At 66.7% G+C, this 15824-nt stretch carries 14 protein-coding genes; 5 read left to right on the forward strand and 9 right to left on the reverse strand.

Annotation, left to right across the window (positions count from 1 at the left end):
* From CVH10_RS16240 to CVH10_RS16270, 7 genes are all read right to left on the reverse strand, one after another.
* The coding region (locus CVH10_RS16240) for a pyruvate kinase (RefSeq protein ID WP_369335833.1) at nt 1-497 on the reverse strand (497 nt) is incomplete at its 3' end.
* Nucleotides 494-1855, reverse strand: a complete 1362-nt coding sequence (locus tag CVH10_RS16245) for a glycerate kinase (protein WP_106489256.1) — start codon at nt 1853-1855, stop codon at nt 494-496. The genes CVH10_RS16240 and CVH10_RS16245, both read right to left, overlap by 4 nt.
* Before the next feature lie 193 nt (nt 1856-2048).
* Nucleotides 2049-2936 (reverse strand): 2-hydroxy-3-oxopropionate reductase, encoded by an 888-nt coding sequence (locus CVH10_RS16250; protein ID WP_106489257.1) that lies wholly within the window; start codon nt 2934-2936, stop codon nt 2049-2051.
* A gap of 214 nt (nt 2937-3150) precedes the next feature.
* The gene (gene hyi / locus CVH10_RS16255; protein ID WP_106489258.1) at nt 3151-3930 is read right to left on the reverse strand and encodes a hydroxypyruvate isomerase; all 780 of its coding nucleotides are present in this window, start codon (nt 3928-3930) and stop codon (nt 3151-3153) included.
* Between the two features lie 91 nt (nt 3931-4021).
* The gene (gcl, locus tag CVH10_RS16260; RefSeq protein ID WP_106489259.1) at nt 4022-5797 is read right to left on the reverse strand and encodes a glyoxylate carboligase; all 1776 of its coding nucleotides are present in this window, start codon (nt 5795-5797) and stop codon (nt 4022-4024) included.
* 340 nt (nt 5798-6137) lie between these two features.
* Complete coding sequence (locus CVH10_RS16265) at nt 6138-6986, reverse strand: bifunctional allantoicase/(S)-ureidoglycine aminohydrolase (RefSeq protein WP_035593605.1); 849 nt, start codon at nt 6984-6986, stop codon at nt 6138-6140.
* A gap of 51 nt (nt 6987-7037) precedes the next feature.
* The gene (locus tag CVH10_RS16270; RefSeq protein ID WP_035593607.1) at nt 7038-7526 is read right to left on the reverse strand and encodes an ureidoglycolate lyase; all 489 of its coding nucleotides are present in this window, start codon (nt 7524-7526) and stop codon (nt 7038-7040) included.
* A 378-nt stretch (nt 7527-7904) separates the two neighbouring features.
* On the opposite strand from CVH10_RS16270, the gene CVH10_RS16275 reads away from it, so the two are divergent.
* Nucleotides 7905-9356, forward strand: coding sequence for a YfcC family protein (locus tag CVH10_RS16275; RefSeq protein ID WP_035593609.1), 1452 nt, complete (start codon nt 7905-7907; stop codon nt 9354-9356).
* Nucleotides 9357-9447: 91 nt separating this feature from the next.
* On the opposite strand, the gene puuE is transcribed toward CVH10_RS16275, so the two are convergent.
* Both puuE and CVH10_RS25650 read right to left on the reverse strand, forming a co-directional pair.
* Nucleotides 9448-10380, reverse strand: coding sequence for an allantoinase PuuE (gene puuE, locus CVH10_RS16280; protein WP_035593612.1), 933 nt, complete (start codon nt 10378-10380; stop codon nt 9448-9450).
* 232 nt (nt 10381-10612) lie between these two features.
* Nucleotides 10613-10759 (reverse strand): hypothetical protein, encoded by a 147-nt coding sequence (locus CVH10_RS25650; RefSeq protein ID WP_160174899.1) that lies wholly within the window; start codon nt 10757-10759, stop codon nt 10613-10615.
* Between the two features lie 212 nt (nt 10760-10971).
* Between CVH10_RS25650 and CVH10_RS16285 the strand changes: the two genes are divergently transcribed.
* The 4 genes from CVH10_RS16285 (at nt 10972) to CVH10_RS16300 (ending at nt 15754) form a co-directional block, all read left to right on the forward strand.
* A complete protein-coding gene (locus CVH10_RS16285; RefSeq protein WP_035593620.1) occupies nt 10972-11733 on the forward strand; it encodes an aspartate/glutamate racemase family protein in 762 nt (253 codons plus the stop codon).
* Between the two features lie 83 nt (nt 11734-11816).
* Nucleotides 11817-13172, forward strand: coding sequence for an NCS1 family transporter (locus CVH10_RS16290; protein ID WP_106489260.1), 1356 nt, complete (start codon nt 11817-11819; stop codon nt 13170-13172).
* 99 nt (nt 13173-13271) lie between these two features.
* On the forward strand, nt 13272-14732 hold the full coding sequence (locus CVH10_RS16295; protein ID WP_106489261.1) for an NCS1 family nucleobase:cation symporter-1: 1461 nt from the start codon (nt 13272-13274) through the stop codon (nt 14730-14732).
* A gap of 146 nt (nt 14733-14878) precedes the next feature.
* Nucleotides 14879-15754 carry a MurR/RpiR family transcriptional regulator gene (locus tag CVH10_RS16300; protein WP_035593628.1) on the forward strand — a complete coding sequence of 292 codons (876 nt, stop codon included), beginning with the start codon at nt 14879-14881 and terminating at the stop codon, nt 15752-15754.
* Nucleotides 15755-15824 lie beyond the last annotated feature (70 nt).

The following is a 15824-nucleotide window of genomic DNA, read 5'->3' on the forward strand; positions in this document are numbered from 1 at the left end:
GACAGCTCGCCGCCCACCGCCACGGTGGTGTGGATGGCGCTGCCGTCGACGCGGTCGACGTCGAGCACCACCCGGCCATCGTCGAGCAGCAGGCGGTCGCCGGCGGTGACGTCGTCGGCCAGCTCGCGATAGTCGCAGCCGACGCGGGTGGCGTCGCCGGCCTGGCCGTCGAGGGCCACGTCGATGACGAAGGGCGCGCCTTCTTCCAGCACGACCCTGCCCTCGGTGAAGCGGGCGATGCGGATCTTGGGCCCCTGCAGGTCGCCCAGGGCGGCGACGCTTCTGCCCTGGCGGGCGGCGATCTCGCGCACCGCGCTCAACCGGCGGCGATGGTCGTCGGCGGCGCCGTGGGAGAAGTTGAGGCGCACCACGTCGACGCCGGCGGCGATCATCTGCTCCAGCACGCCCTCCCGGTCGCTGGCGGGGCCGAGGGTGGCGACGATCTTGGTGCGGCGGATCGGCTCGTGGATCGGGGCATGGGGCGGCAGTGTCGTCATGAGGTCCTCGGCAGTACCAGGATGGCACGAAAGTCGTTGACGTTGGTGCGCGTGGGCCCGGTCACGATCAGGTCGCCCAGCGCCTCGAAGAACGAGTAGGCATCGTTGCGTGACAGATAGGCGTCGGCGTCGAGGCCGCGCTCGCGCATGCGCGTCCAGCAGCCGGGTCCGACGATCGCCCCGGCGTTGTCCTCGGAGCCGTCGATGCCGTCGGTGTCGATGGCCAGGGCGTGAATGCCGGCGGCGCCCTCGAGGGCCGTGAACAGCCCCAGCAGGTACTCGACGTTGCGCCCGCCGCGGCCGTCGCCGGCCACCGTCACACTGGTCTCGCCGCCGGACAGGATCAGCAGCGGCCGCTCGAGCCCGGCCTGGGCCTCGAGGGCCATGCGGGCGTGCTCGCGGCCGAGCTCGCGGGCCTCGCCCTCGAGGTCGTCGCCGAGCAGGCGCACCTCGACCGCGTCGGCCTCGGCGGCGGCCCGGCCGGCCGCCAGGGCGTCCCGGGCGCGGGCCAGGATCTCGCTCTCATCGCGGGCGAAGCCCGGATCGTCCGGCCGCGGCGACTCGTGGTTGGCCTCCAGCTGTTGGCGCACCGCGGCGGAGACCTCGATGCCGCGCCGTTCCAGGATCGCCAGCGCCTCGTCGGGGGTGGAGGCGTCGGGCAGCGTCGGCCCGGAGGCGATCAGCGAGGCCTCGTCGCCGGGCACGTCGGAGATCAGCCAGGTCAGCACCCGGGCCGGATGGGCGGCGGCGGCCAGGCGCCCGCCCTTGATCGCCGACAGGTGGCGGCGCACGGTGTTGATCTCGCCGATGGGAGCGCCGCTTCTCAGCAGCGCCTTGTTGATGGCCTGCTTCTCGGCCAGGCTCACGCCGGGCGCCGGCAGGGTCATCAGCGCCGAGCCGCCGCCGGAGATCAGCGCGATGACCAGATCGTCCTCGCCGAGGCCGTCCACGGCCTCGAGCATGCGCTGGGCGGCCTTCTCGCTCAAGTCGTCGGGCATCGGGTGCGAGGCCTCGAGGATCTCGATGCGGCGCTCGGCGTCGCCCTCCCCCGACGGGTCTGAATCCGGCGCCTGGGGGCCATGACCGTAGCGGGTCACCACCAGGCCGGACAGCGGCGCCTCGGGCTGATGGGCGTCCCAGGCGCGCTCCAGGGCGACGGCCATGGCCGCCGCCGCCTTGCCGGCGCCGACCACCAGGGTGCGGCCGGCCGGCGGCTCGGGCAGCCGGTCGGGCAGCAGGGTGTCGGGATGCACGGCCGAGACGGCGATCTCGCCGAGACGCTCTAGCCAGGCGCGCGCCGCCTCGGGGCGCTCGCCGAAGGCTTGCGGGGAAACAGTCCGCGGGGAAGGGGCATTCATTCAGGGGTCTCCTTGGCAAAAGGGCCCGGTGACGAGCCAGGGGTCCATAGGGGAAGACTCGCCACCGGGCAAGAGGCCGTCAAGCGACGACCCCGGCAGACGACGACCCGACGCCTGCCTTCAGGGAGCAGTCACCTCCCCATCCTCCATCGCGGCTCGGCGCCGTGTGACGCCGGGTCGCGGTGGCATGGCATCACTGGCTGCCGATCTCGTGGTCGGCCAGTGCCTCCAGGGCACGGGCGATGCCGGCGTGGTCCCAGTCGGCGCCGCCGTGGGCGACGCAGGCCTGGAACAGCTGCTGGGCGTTGGCGGTGCCGGGCAGCGCGAGGTCGAGGCTGCGGGCGCCTTCCAGCGCCAGGTTGAGGTCCTTCTGGTGCAGCTTGATCTTGAAGCCCGGATCGAAGGTGCGATCGATCATGCGCTGGCCGTGCACGTCGAGGATCTTCGACTGGGCCAGGCCGCCGAGCAGCGATTCGCGGACCTTCGACACATCGGCGCCGGCCCTGGAGGCGAACAGCAAGCCCTCGGAGACCGCCTCGATGGTCAGCGCGACGACGATCTGGTTGGCCACCTTGCAGGTCTGGCCGGCGCCGTGGCCGCCGATATGGGTGATGGTCTTGCCCATCACCTCGAGCAGCGGCTCGGCGCGGGTGAAGCCTTCCTCGGTGGCGCCGACCATGATGGTCAGGGCGGCATTGATGGCGCCGCCCTCGCCGCCGGACACCGGGGCGTCGACGTATTCGCCGCCGGCCTCATGGATGCGCTTGGCGAATTCCTGGGTGGCCAGCGGGGCGATCGAGCTCATGTCGATCACCAGGGTGCCGGGCTTCAGCCCCTCGATGACGCCGCCCTCGCCGAACAGCACCTCCTCGACGTCCGGGGTGTCGGGGACGATGGTGATGATCACCTCGGAGGCCTCGGCGACCGCTTTGGGATTCTCGAGCTCCTGCATGCCCTTGCCGGCCAGAGTCTCGTCCAGGGGGCCGCGCTTGACGGTGGTCAGCTCATGGCCGGCGTCCAGCAGGTGGCCCGCCATGGGACGGCCCATGATGCCCAGTCCGATAAAACCGATCTTGCTCATGATGATTCTCCTGTCACATGACTTGCTGACGATGAGTCGTGCTTGTTGGTGCTGTGCGTAAACGTTGCAGAAGGCTCTCGAGATGAGCGCCGAGGGCAAGACAGAGCGAGGGTCCTACGCCATGGATGACGTCGGTAGCGCCCAGGGAGGGGTTCACAGCGCCCTCGAACGTCTTGCCGTCGGTTTAGCTCGTCCCGGCTGGGGCGTGACTCCCTCAGCCTCGCGCTGCATCCAGCCAGCCCAGCCCCTCCTGGGTGTTCCCGGCCGGCTTGTACTCGGCGCCGATCCAGCCCGCATAGCCCAGTCGATCGAGGTGGTCGAACAGGAAGGGGTAGTGGATCTCGCCGCTGCCCGGCTCGTGGCGGCCCGGGTTGTCGGCCAGCTGCACGTGGGCGATGCGACCGATGTGTTTCTCGAGGGTCGGCGCCAGGTCCCCTTCCATGATCTGCATGTGATAGATGTCGTACTGCAGTTTCAGATTGCCTGAGCCGACCTCGTCGAAGATCGCCAGGGCCTGCTCGGTGCGGTTGAGGAAGAAGCCCGGAATGTCGCGGGTGTTGATCGGCTCGGCGACCAGCAGGATGCCGGCGGCCTCGAGCTTGTCGGCGGCGAAGCGCAGGTTGTCGATCAGCGTCCGGCGAGCCTGCTCCATGCTGACGCCGGCGGGCTGAATGCCGGCCAGGCAGTTGACCTGGGTATTGCCGAGCACGCGGGCGTACTCGATGGCGCGATCGACGCCGGCGCGGAACTCCTCGACCCGATCCGGGTGGCAAGCGATGCCGCGCTCGCCGGCGCCCCAGTCGCCGGCCGGCAGGTTGAACAGCACCTGGGTCAGGCCGTTGTCGTCGAGGCGCTTCTTGATCTCGGCGGCCTCGAAGTCGTAGGGGAAGAGGTACTCGACGCCCTTGAAGCCCGCGTCCGCGGCGGCCTGGAAGCGGTCGAGGAAGTCCACCTCGGTGAACAGCATGCTGAGATTGGCGGCAAACTTGGCCATGTGAATCTCCCAGTGTCTTGTGGTGTGTGTCAGCGAACTTGTCCCGCCATCCGGCCACCGGTCCCCACCGATGGCCGGGCGACGACCGTGCTCAGCGAAGCGCGGCGATCGAGCTCGGGGCGTCGGCGACGTTCTCGGCCAGCGCCTCGAACTCGTTGATGCCGGTCAGGTCGGTGCCCATGGCGATGTTGGTCACCCGCTCGAGGATCACCTCGACCACCACCGGCACCCGGTACTGTTTCATCAGATCGCGGGCCTCGGCGAAGGCCTCGCCGATCCGGCCGGGCTCGGTGACGCGGATCGCCTTGCAGCCCAGCCCCTCGACCACGGAGACGTGGTCCACGCCATAGCCGTTGATCTCGGGGCAGTTGATGTTCTCGAACGACAGCTGCACCTGGTAATCCATCTCGAAGCCGCGCTGGGCCTGGCGGATCAGCCCCAGGTAAGAGTTGTTCACCAGCACGTGGATGTAGGGCAGGTTGAACTGCGCGCCCACGGCCAGCTCCTCGACCATGAACTGGAAATCATAGTCGCCCGACAGCGCGACGATCTCGGCCTCGGGGTCGGCCCGGCGCACGCCGAGGGCGGCCGGGATGGTCCAGCCCAGCGGACCCGCCTGGCCACAGTTGATCCAGTGGCGCGGCTTGTACACGTGCAGGAACTGGGCGCCGGCGATCTGCGACAGACCGATGGTGCTGACGTAGCGGGTGTTCTTGCCGAACGCCTTGTTCATCTCCTCGTAGACCCGCTGCGGCTTGACCGGCGCCTCGTCGAAGTGGGTCTTGCGCAGCAGGGTGCGCTTGCGCTCCTGGCAGGCCTCGGCCCAGGCGCTACGGTCCTTCAGCCGGCCCTCGGCCTGCCACTCGCGGGCCACCTCGACGAACTGCTCGAGCGCCGATCTGGCATCGGAGACGATGCCGTAGTCGGGGCCGAAGATACGCCCGATCTGGGTCGGCTCGATGTCCACGTGGACGAAGGTGCGGCCCTCGGTGTAGGTCTCGAGATTGCCGGTGTGGCGGTTGGCCCAGCGGTTGCCGATGCCCATCACGAAGTCGGACTCGAGCAGGGTCGCGTTGCCGTAGCGATGCGAGGTCTGCAGGCCGGCCATGCCCGCCATCAGCGGATGGTCGTCGGGAATGGTGCCCCAGCCCATCAGGGTCGGAATGACCGGCACCCCGGTCAGCTCGGCGAATTCGGTCAGCAGATCGCTGGCGTCGGCGTTGATGATCCCGCCCCCGGCCACCAGCAGCGGCCGCTCGGCCTCGTCGAGCATGGCCAGCGCCTTCTCGATCTGGGCGCGGCTGGCGGATGGTTTGTAGGCCGGCAGCGGCTCGTAGGTGTCCGGATCGAACTCGATCTCGGTCATCTGCACGTCGATCGGCAGGTCGAGCAGCACCGGGCCGGGACGCCCGCTGCGCATCAGCTGGAAGGCCTGCTGGAAGGCGCGCGGCACCTGGGCCGCCTCGCGCACGGTGGTGGCCCACTTGGTCACCGGACCGGCGATGGCCTGGATGTCGACGGCCTGGAAGTCTTCCTTGTGCAGCTTGGCCACCGGTGCCTGGCCGGTGATGCACAGGATCGGGATGGAATCGGCGGAGGCCGAGTAGAGGCCGGTGATCATGTCGGTGCCGGCCGGGCCGGAGGTGCCGATGCACACGCCGATGTTGCCGGGCTGGGCACGGGTGTAGCCCTCGGCCATGTGCGAGGCGCCCTCGACGTGGCGGGCCAGCACGTGGTCCACGCCGCCGACGGTGCGCATGGCGGCATAGAAGGGGTTGATGGCGGCGCCAGGCAGACCGAAGGCAACATCGATGCCTTCCTTCCTGAGCACGTGAACGGCGGCTTCCGCGGCGGTCATGCGAGCCATGACGTGATCCTCCAGTGGCGTTGTTATGTTTTCTGGAAAATATTTCTGTATACAGAGACTAGGCCCGCCGCCGGCGCCCCGTCAACGACTTATGGAAAAAATTTCCAATAATTTATTTTGGCAAAAAAATTTTTTTAATTTCAGTCAGATAACAACAAACAAGACAGAGGAGTTGTTGACAACAATCGCGCCGGGGCACCGATTCGGCGATAACGGCCGCAGGCCCGATGCCGACGATGGCATCGACTACCGCACCGCAAGCTGCACGGGGCCTAAGACGACGACACCCGCCAGAAGGCGGGTGTCGTCATACCGTGGCGTGCCGGGCCGATCGTGAGGCTCAGCGACGCTTGCTGTAGGGCAGCGCCATGTGCCGGTTGACGTCCTTGTACAGCAGGTAGCGGAAGGGCCCCGGGCCGCCCGCATAGCAGGCCTGCGGGCAGAAGGCGCGCAGCCACATGTAGTCGCCGGCCTCGACCTCGACCCACTGCTGGTTGAGGTGATAGACCGCCTTGCCCTCGAGCACGTAGAGGCCGTGCTCCATGACGTGGGTCTCGTCGAACGGGATCACGCCGCCGGGCTGGAAGCTGACGATGTTGACGTGCATGTCGTGGCGCAGGTCGTCCTGGTCGACGAAACGGGTGGTGGCCCACACCTCGTTGCAGTCCGGCATCACCGACGGCTCGATGTCGTTCTCGTTGGTGACGAAGGGCTCCGGCACCTCGATGCCGTCGACGAATTCATAGGCCTTGCGGATCCAGTGGAAGCGCACCGGGGCATCGGACTCGTTGCGCAGCTGCCAGTCGGCGCCCGGCGGGATGAAGGCATAGCCGCCCGGCTCCATGCGGTGCTGCTCGCCGGCCAGGGTCAGGGTCATCTCGCCCTCGACCACGAACAGCACGCCCTCGGCGCCCGGATCGGTCTCGGGACGCTCGCTGCCGCCGCCGGGCGAGACTTCCATGATGTACTGGGAGAAGGTCTCGGCGAAGCCGGACAGCGGACGCGACAGCACCCACAGGCGAGTGTTTTCCCAGTGCGGCAGCTTGCTGGCGACGATGTCGCGATAGACGCCCTTGGGAATCACCGCGAAGGCCTCGGTGAACATGGCGCGGTCGGTGGTCATCACCTTCTGGCCCGGATGGCCGCCCTGGGGCGCATAGTACTGGTGAGCGTGCTGGCGCTGACTCATGAGATGTCCTCTTCTGATCTAGTGTCTTGTTGTGGGATCGACGCGCCGGCCTTACGGCAGGGTCACGCGGATGTCGATGGGGTGCTCGTCGCAGTTGTTGCCCTCGCCGCCCCGGTCGACGACCAGGAACTCGCCCTCGCGCTCCAGCACCGACTGGATGGCGTGCCAGGTGCCCGCCGCGTAGTTGACGCCCTGGCGGCCGTCGGTGACGAAGGCGCGCACCTCGGCGGGATCGATGGCATCGCCGGGCGGGGCGACGACCACGATAAAGCGCTCCTCGTGCAGCGGCATGAAGGCCTGGCTGCCCTGGGGATGGCGCTCCAGGAAGGCGAGCTCCAGCGGCACCGTGACGGGCTGGCTGACGAAGATGCTGATCAGCGTGCGCGCCTGCTCGCCCAGCGTCTCGACCTTCGCGAGGTCGTGATAGCGGCGGGTGCGGCCGGCGTTGATGTGGAAGTAGTCGGACGTCCGGGTGTCGATCACCTCGCCAAACGGGGCGAAGGCCTCGGGCGTCAGGGGACGGGCTTCGAGTTCGAGCATGCTGCCTCCTGTCAGAGGAAAATGTGGCTTACCGGTCATGGCAAGACAATCGAGACGACCGACCCACCTCATCGAGGCACTGGCATGTCGCGGCACCGAACGGCGGGGAAGCGTTGACCTTCCCGGCTGGCAGCACCATCATCTTACCCCTTGAAACTATAATTTCAATAATGCATCAATACTGAAACAATAATTGTAAAAATGTTTTCCAGGCTGCCGAACGAGCCATCTAAACGACTGATATGAAAGGCTCTCAACGACACCTGAAACCCTGGGCAAACGCACGACAGCACCGTGCAGCCCTGTCATCCCAAGACCCCGTCGAGATAGCCAACCTCGATGCGGCTCGCCACAGACCAACAACAACACGAGGTCTCCATGTCCCGACACACCCCTTCCAGCAGCGCCGCGACGGCCCGAGCCAAAGGGCACAAGCGCGGTTTCCGGATCCCCCATATCTACGTGATCCTGTTCGTCTTCATCGCCCTGGCCGCGATCGCGACCTACTTCGTGCCGGCCGGCGTCTATGAGCGCATCCCCGGCCCCAGCGGACGCACCACCATCGATGCCGAATCCTTCCGGTTCGTCGAGTCGACGCCCGTCGGCCTCACCGACTTCATGCTGGCCATCCCGAACGGCCTGATGAGCGCCGGCCAGGTGGTCTTCTTCACCTTCATGATCGGCGGCATGTTCATGGTGCTGCACCGCACGGGGATCATCGAGATCGGCGTCGACAAGCTGAGCCGCCGGTTCGCCAACCGGAGTCTGCTGCTGATCCCGGTGCTGATGACCGTCTTCGCTGTCATCGCCACCATCATCGGCACCCAGGAGCTGGCCCTGGTCTATGTACCGGTCATCCTGCCGCTGATGATCGCCCTGCGCTTCGACTCGGTGACCGCCGCCGCCGTGGCGCTGTGCGCGACCACCGCGGGCTTCACCACCGGCATCCTCAACCCCATCAACACCGGGCTCGGCCAGCAGCTGTCCAACCTGCCGCTGTACTCGGGCTTCGGCCTTCGGGCGCTGGCCTTCGTCGCGGTACTGGGCGCCGGCATCTTCTTCGTCATGCGCTATGCACGAAAGGTGCGCCGCAATCCCGAGCTCAGCCTGATGGCCGACGATGCCACCGAAGCCGAGAAGCGCGTCCAGTTCCAGCACGCCACCGACGAGGGCGCGCTGACCGCCACGGCTCGCCAGAAGTGGGCGACGCTCGCTACCTTCGCCTTCCTCGCCCTGCTGGTGTACGGGGTGCTGGCGCAGGGCTGGTTCATGATGGAAATGGCGGGCCTGTTCATCATCATGGGCATCGTCGTCGGACTGATCGCCGGCCTGACCACCGAGGACATCTGCGAAGGCTTCAACAAGGGCTTCCGCGACGTGCTGGTCGGGGCCATGATCGCCGGCGTGGCGCGCGGCGTCGCCGTGGTGCTCGAGGACGGCCAGATCATGGATACCCTGGTCTACGGGCTGGGCAACCTGGTCGGCGAGCTGCCCACCCTGCTGTCCGCCATCGGCATGTACTTCGCCCAGCTCGGCTTCAACTTCGTGGTGCCCTCCGGCAGCGGCCAGGCCCTGGTCACCATGCCGATCATGAGCCCGCTGTCCGATCTGATCGGCGTCACCCGGCAGACCGCGGTGCTGGCCTATCAGCTCGGCGACGGCATCGGCAACATCCTCTATCCGACCTCCGGCTACTTCATGGCCACCCTGGCCATCGCCGGCGTGCCCTGGCAGAAATGGGTCAAGTTCTTCCTGCCGCTGTTCGGCACCTGGGTGCTGATCTCGCTGGGCTTCCTCGCCTTCGCCCAGGCCACCCAGTGGGTCGGCTGATCGCCTCCTAGCCCGCCCGGCCCTCTCCATGCGCCGTGCCGCTCGCCCGCTTGTCCGGGCGAGCGGCACGGCGCCTTCGTTGACGCGGACCTCAGCCCCTGGGCGCCGGATGATGCTCGGCCCAGTGGCGGGCGATATCCACCCGACGGGTGACCCAGACGCGATCGTGGGCCTCGATGTGGTCGAGGAAGCGCTGCAGGGCGCGGAAGCGACCGGGGCGGCCGAGCAGCCGGCAGTGCATGCCCACCGACAGCATCTTCGGCGTGTCCTCGCCTTCCGCATAGAGCACGTCGAAGGCGTCGCGCAGGTAGGTGAAGAAGTGGTCCGCGGTATTGAAGCCCTGCGGCGCGGCGAAGCGCATGTCGTTGCTGTCCAGGGTGTAGGGCACCACCAGATGGCTGTGCTCGCGGCCCTGGCTGTCGGCCTCGCGGGTCCAGAACGGCAGGTCGTCGCCGTAGTAGTCGCTGTCGTAGAGGAAGCTGCCCTCGTCGAGCACCAGGCGCCGGGTGTTGGGGCTGTCGCGGCCGGTGTACCAGCCCAGCGGCTTCTCGCCGTAGAGCGACTGGAAGATCTCGATGGCGCGGCGCATGTGCTCGCGCTCGACGCTCTCCGGCACGTTCTGGTAGTGGATCCAGCGATAGCCGTGGCAGGCGATCTCGTGCCCCAGTTCCTTGAACGCCTGCGCCACCTCGGGGTTGCGCTCCAGCGCCATAGCCACGCCGAAAACGGTCAGCGGCAGGCCGCGGCGCTCGAACTCGCGCAGGATGCGCCACACACCCGCCCGTGAGCCGTACTCGTAGATCGACTCCATGCTCAGGTGGCGGTCCGGGTAGGCATCGGCGCCGATGATCTCGGAGAGGAACTGCTCGGAGCCTTCGTCGCCGTGAAGCACGCAGTTCTCGCCGCCCTCCTCGTAGTTGAGGACGAACTGCACGGCGATGCGCGCCTTGCCGGGCCATTTGGCCTCGGGCGGAGTGCGGCCGTAGCCAATCAGGTCACGGGGATAGTCGCGTGTCGCGGTCATGGCGACGCCTCCTTGTTGTTGTCGGTGGTTGTTGTAAATCGCCTTTGTCGCCGTCGTTGCCGACGGCCCTCGCGCCTCGGAGGGCCATAATGAACAACAAGTGTATACAATTAAATTCTAGGGTGTGCTCACCTTGCTTGCAAGCAGCCTGCGCCGTCCTCGGTGCGCCCCGGCGTTCCCGGGATCCGAGGCAATACTTCCGGCCGCCATGGCGACGGCACGCGACCAGCCCTCACGGCGCGCCCTCCACTTTGTATACAAAAATATCCGGATTGCCAATCCCCTCCCGACGCCGCCCTTCCCACCCGATGACCGGGCCAGCTATCGCGCCCTGGTGGCACATGAAGCGATATCCGACGGTGATGACCTCGATGAACATCCGATCACCTCAAATTCTGAAGACCAACAGATGTATACAACAAATGACGACAAAAGGGTGTTCCTGGAATATTCCCAAGCTACTGTTTATCAAGGGGTAATAAAGCATTCCACCGGTTCCGGAGGCACCTTGATTTCCGACGGGGATTGGGCCTATTTTGTGTACAAAGAAAATCTCCCTTGTTCACAAAGATAATCAAAGCCGGAGATCCCATGCAGATTCGCGTCATCAACCCCAACACCACCCGCGGCATGACCGACACCATCGGCAATGCCGCCCAGGCCATCGCCTCCCCTGGCACCCTCATCAGCGCCACCCAGCCGGCCCATGGCCCGGTCTCCATCGAGAGCCACTTCGACGAGGCGATCAGCGCCACGGGCGTGCTCGAGGAAGTCGCGGCGGGCGAACGCGATGGCGTGGACGCCTACATCATCGCCTGCTTCGGCGACCCCGGCCTGCTGGCCGCCCGCGAGCTGACCCGGGCGCCGGTCATCGGCATCGCCGAGGCGGCCTTCCACATGGCCACCCTGATCAGCACCCGCTTCTCGGTGGTCACCACCCTGGGCCGCACCGGCATCATCGCCGAGCACCTGCTCGAGCAGTATGGCTTCCGCCACCACTGCCGTCGGGTCCGCGCCGCCGAGATCCCGGTGCTCGACCTGGAAGACGACGGCGATGCGGCACTGACACGGATCATCGAGGAAGGCCGCCGCGCCCGCGACGAGGACGGCATCGGCGCCCTGGTGCTGGGCTGCGGCGGCATGGCCGATCTCACCGACGAGATCGCCGAGGCCGTGGGCCTGCCGGTGGTCGAGGGCGTGACCGCGGCGGTCAAGCTGACCGAGGCGCTGGTCGGCCTCGGGCTTGGCACCAGCAAGGTCGGCGACCTGGCCTTCCCGCGGCCCAAGCCCTTCATCGGCCGCTACGCCCACTTCTCGGACCATGAAGCATCGGGCAACGACGAGACACGCTGAGCCCCGGCGCCGACTGCCGGCGCCCACCACCGCCCCGTGCGGACAATAACCACAATCACGGCACCCTTAGCGAGGATCCCACCATGAGCCTCTCGACTTCACGCTCCAACGCGGACGATTCCGCCCATCACACCAAGGCGGCCGGCCACGAGTCACTGGCCCCGCAGCAGACCCGCATCATGGGCCGCACCTCCTACCTGCTGGCCTGGTTCGGCGGCTGCGTCTCGATCGGCACCTTCACCATGGGCTCCAGCGTGGTCGGCACGCTGAACCTGCTCCAGGCCACCCTGGCGATCGCCATCGGCTGTTTCGTGATCGGCATCGCCCTGGCGCTGAACGGCGCCGCCGGCTACAAGTACGGCATTCCCTTCATGGTCCAGGCGCGCAGCGCCTTCGGCTTCTCCGGCACCCGACTGCCGGGGCTGGTGCGGGCCGTGCCGGCCATCGTCTGGTATGGCTTCCAGAGCTGGATCGGTGCCGGCGCCCTGAACATGGTCTCGGCGACCCTGTTCGGCTTCGACAACCTGATCTTCTTCTTCATCGCCTTCCAGTTCCTGCAGATCGGCCTCTCGGTGCTGGGCTTCCAGGGCATCAAGTGGCTGGAGAACATCGGCAGCGCCTTCATCCTGGCCTCGCTGGTCTACATGTTCTACAGCACCGTGCAGCGCTACGGCGACGAGCTCTCGGCCAGCATGCTGACCATGGAAGGCTCCTGGGGCATGCCCTTCTGGGGCGCCACCATGCTGTTCCTGGGCATCTACAGCACCATGATGCTCAACGTCAGCGACTATTCCCGCGAGCACAAGGAAGGCAGCGGCCCGGGGCTGCTGACCACCCTCTACGCCATGTCGATCCTGCCCTGCACCCTGTTCATGGGCCTGATCGGCTACATGGTCTCCGAGGCCACCGGCGTCGCCGACCCCATCAAGGTGTTCGCCAACGCCGTGGACAACACCCCGCTGCTGATGACCACGCTGCTGTTCATCGCCTTCGCCCAGGTCACCACCAACGTGCTCAACAACGTGGTGCCGCCGACCTACGTGCTGATGGACGCCTTCAAGCTGAAGTATCGCACCGCCACCGTGATCGTCGGCCTGCTGGCCTTCGCCACCTTCCCCTGGGAACTGGTCAAGGACGAATCCGCGACCGGCCTGCAGATCTTCGTGCAGACCTACTCCGCCTTCCTCGGCCCGATCTTCGCGGTGCTGGTGGTGGACTACTACCTGATCCGTCGCCGCACCCTGGACCTCGGCAAGCTCTACGACGCCGAGGGCCCCTATCGTGGCGTCAACCATGCGGCGCTGATCGCCACCGCGGTGGGTGTGATCGCGGCCTTCAGCGTCTCCACCGTGTCCTGGTACGCCAGCCTGATTCCCGCCGGACTGACCTACTTCCTGCTGATGAAGCACTGGGGCCCCTGCCAGCGCTTCCGCGACTGATCCTCGCACCCGGGCGGCACGCCCGGGCACGCGGCCCTCTCCTTCGGGGCGGGCCGTCTTTAATCGTCGTCATTCAAAACAAGAGACCAAGGCCATCCCATGACGGACCTGAACGACAAAGAGCTGGAAATCCGGCGCATCGATCCACGCCTCTACAACGACGACCTGGCCCCGATCAAGAAGCGCGATCGAAACTGGGGCTGGTTCGAGATCTTCAACGTCTGGTCGAACGACATCCAGAGCCTGTTCGGCTACACCCTGGCGGCCTCGCTGTTCATCTCCTACGGCCTCAATGGCTGGGCGGTGATGGCGGCGATCATCCTCGCCGGCGTGGTGGTGATGGGGCTGGTCAACCTGACCGGCAAGCCCAGCGTCAAGTACGGCGTGCCCTTCCCGGTGATGATCCGTGCCAGCATGGGCGTGCACGGCGCCAACCTGCCGGCCATGCTGCGCGCCGTGATCGGCATCTTCTGGTACGGCGTGCAGACCTACTTCGCTTCCACCGCCATGAAACTGCTGCTGACGTCGCTGTTCGGCGATCCGGGTGGCCAGTTCCTCGGCATGTCGGCGCTGGGCTGGCTGTCGTTCGTGATCGTGTGGGCCTTCCAGATGGCGATGTTCTGGGCCGGCATCGAGCGCATCAAGCACTTCCTGAACTGGGCCGGGCCGCTGGTCTACGTGGTGATGGTGGCCCTGATGATCATCGTCTGGGTCAAGGCCGGCGACGAGCTGCTGCCCGCGGTCGGCAGCATCTTCGAGGGCCAGAGCGACTATCACGGCAGCGCGATCGGTGCCTTCCTGGCCATCACCGGCACCATGATCGCCTACTTCGCCGCGGTGGTGATCAACTTCGGCGACTTCACCCGCTTCGTGAAGAGCGAGCGCGAGATGAAGCTCGGCAACCTGGTCGGTCTGCCGCTCAACGTGGCCTTCTTCTCGTTCATCGCCCTGATCATCACCGCCGGCACCCTGGTGCTGTTCGGCGAGACGCTGACCAACCCCTCGGACATCATCGAGCGGGTCGACTCGCTGCCGCTGACCATCATCGCCGCCCTGACCTTCTTCGCCGCCACCGTGGGCATCAACCTGGTCGCCAACTTCATTCCGCCGGCCTATGACCTGGCCAACCTCTTCCCGAGCAAGATCAGCTTCCGCCTCGGCGGCCTGATCACCGCTATCATCGCCTTCTTCGTCGGCGCGCTGTGGGTGTCGGTGATCAGCGATATCGGCGTCGCCGGCTTCGTCAACGCCCTGGGGGCCATCGTCGCACCCTTCTACGGCATCATCGTGGTCGACTACTACGTGGTGAAGCGCCAGCGCCTGGATCTGCAGGACATGTTCTCCAGCGCCCCGGACGGCGCCTATCACTACGTGAAGGGCTGGAACAAGCGTGCCATCGCCGCCTTCGCCCTGGCCGCGCTGTTCTCGATCGCCTCGGTGTGGGTACCGGCGCTGGAGGCCCTGGGCGGCTACGCCTGGCTGATCGGCGCCGGACTCGGCGGCGGCTTCTACTTCCTGCTGATGCGCGGTCAGCGCCTGCCGGCCGTTCAGGCCGCCTGATCCCACCACCCGCGCCGCCAACGTCCGCCTCGGCCGCTGAAATCAAAATTTCAGCGGCCGAGCTTCTATGTTAGCGTGCGAGAAAAGGTCGAGGTGCCTTCCGGGACCCGATCATCACGCCTCCAGGCCAGCCAGAGGATCCGGTGATGTCCGGCTCTCATTCCCAGCCCCCGACAAGACCTCGCTCGCTCGAGGCCCGCATCCAGGACCACCTGCCGGAGCTGCCGTCCAGCGAGCGCAAGCTCGCGGAGCTGATCCTCGACTTCCCCGGCGAGCTGGCAGCCTATAACGCCACCGAGCTGGCCAAGCTGGCCGGCGTTTCCAAGGCCGCCGCCTCGCGGCTGTTCAAGCGCCTGGGCTTTCGCAACTTCGAGCAGGCACGGCGCCTGGTGCGCGACATCAAGCAGTGGGGCTCGCCCATCTACCTGCATGAGCGAGAGCAGGACTCCCCTCCCGTTCCCTCGGAGAGACAGGCGTTTCTGGACGACCACGTCGGCGCCCTGACGCGCACCTTCGACCAGCTTGCCGACCACGACATCACGGACGTCCTGGAGCATATCGTCGGTGCCAGGCGCCTGTGGCTGGTGGGCTATCGCAACAGCCATTTCATGGCCGCCTACGCGCGCTGGCAGTTCATCCAGTTCCGCTCACAGGTTCACCTGCTGCCCTTCCCGGGCGAGACCCTGGGAGAGCACGTCAGCGAATTCGCCTCCGACGACCTGCTGATCGCCATCGGCATGCGGCGTCGCGTGCCGGAGCTCGAGCGGGTGATGCAGGCCGCCCGCGAACGCGACATGCCGGTGCTTTACCTGACGGACAGCCTGGCCGGGGACACGCCTCTGGCCACCTGGTCGCTGCCCTGCGATATCTCCAGCGACTTTCTCTTCCACAGCTACGTCGGCCCCGTGGGGGTGCTTCACTATCTCAGCGTCCAGGCGCTGCGGCTGGCGGGCAAGGCGGGGCGTCAACGCCTGGAAGACATCGAGATCGCCCACGAGCGGATGCACGACTTCGAGCCCTGAGTCTGGCCTGGCCCCCGAATGACGTTGCGCCCCGGCCCCCGGATGAAACACGGGGGCGGGGCGCCTTCAT

The sequence above is a fragment of the Halomonas sp. ND22Bw genome, assembly GCF_003011945.1.
In the GTDB taxonomy this organism is placed as follows: Bacteria; Pseudomonadota; Gammaproteobacteria; order Pseudomonadales; family Halomonadaceae; genus Halomonas; species Halomonas halophila.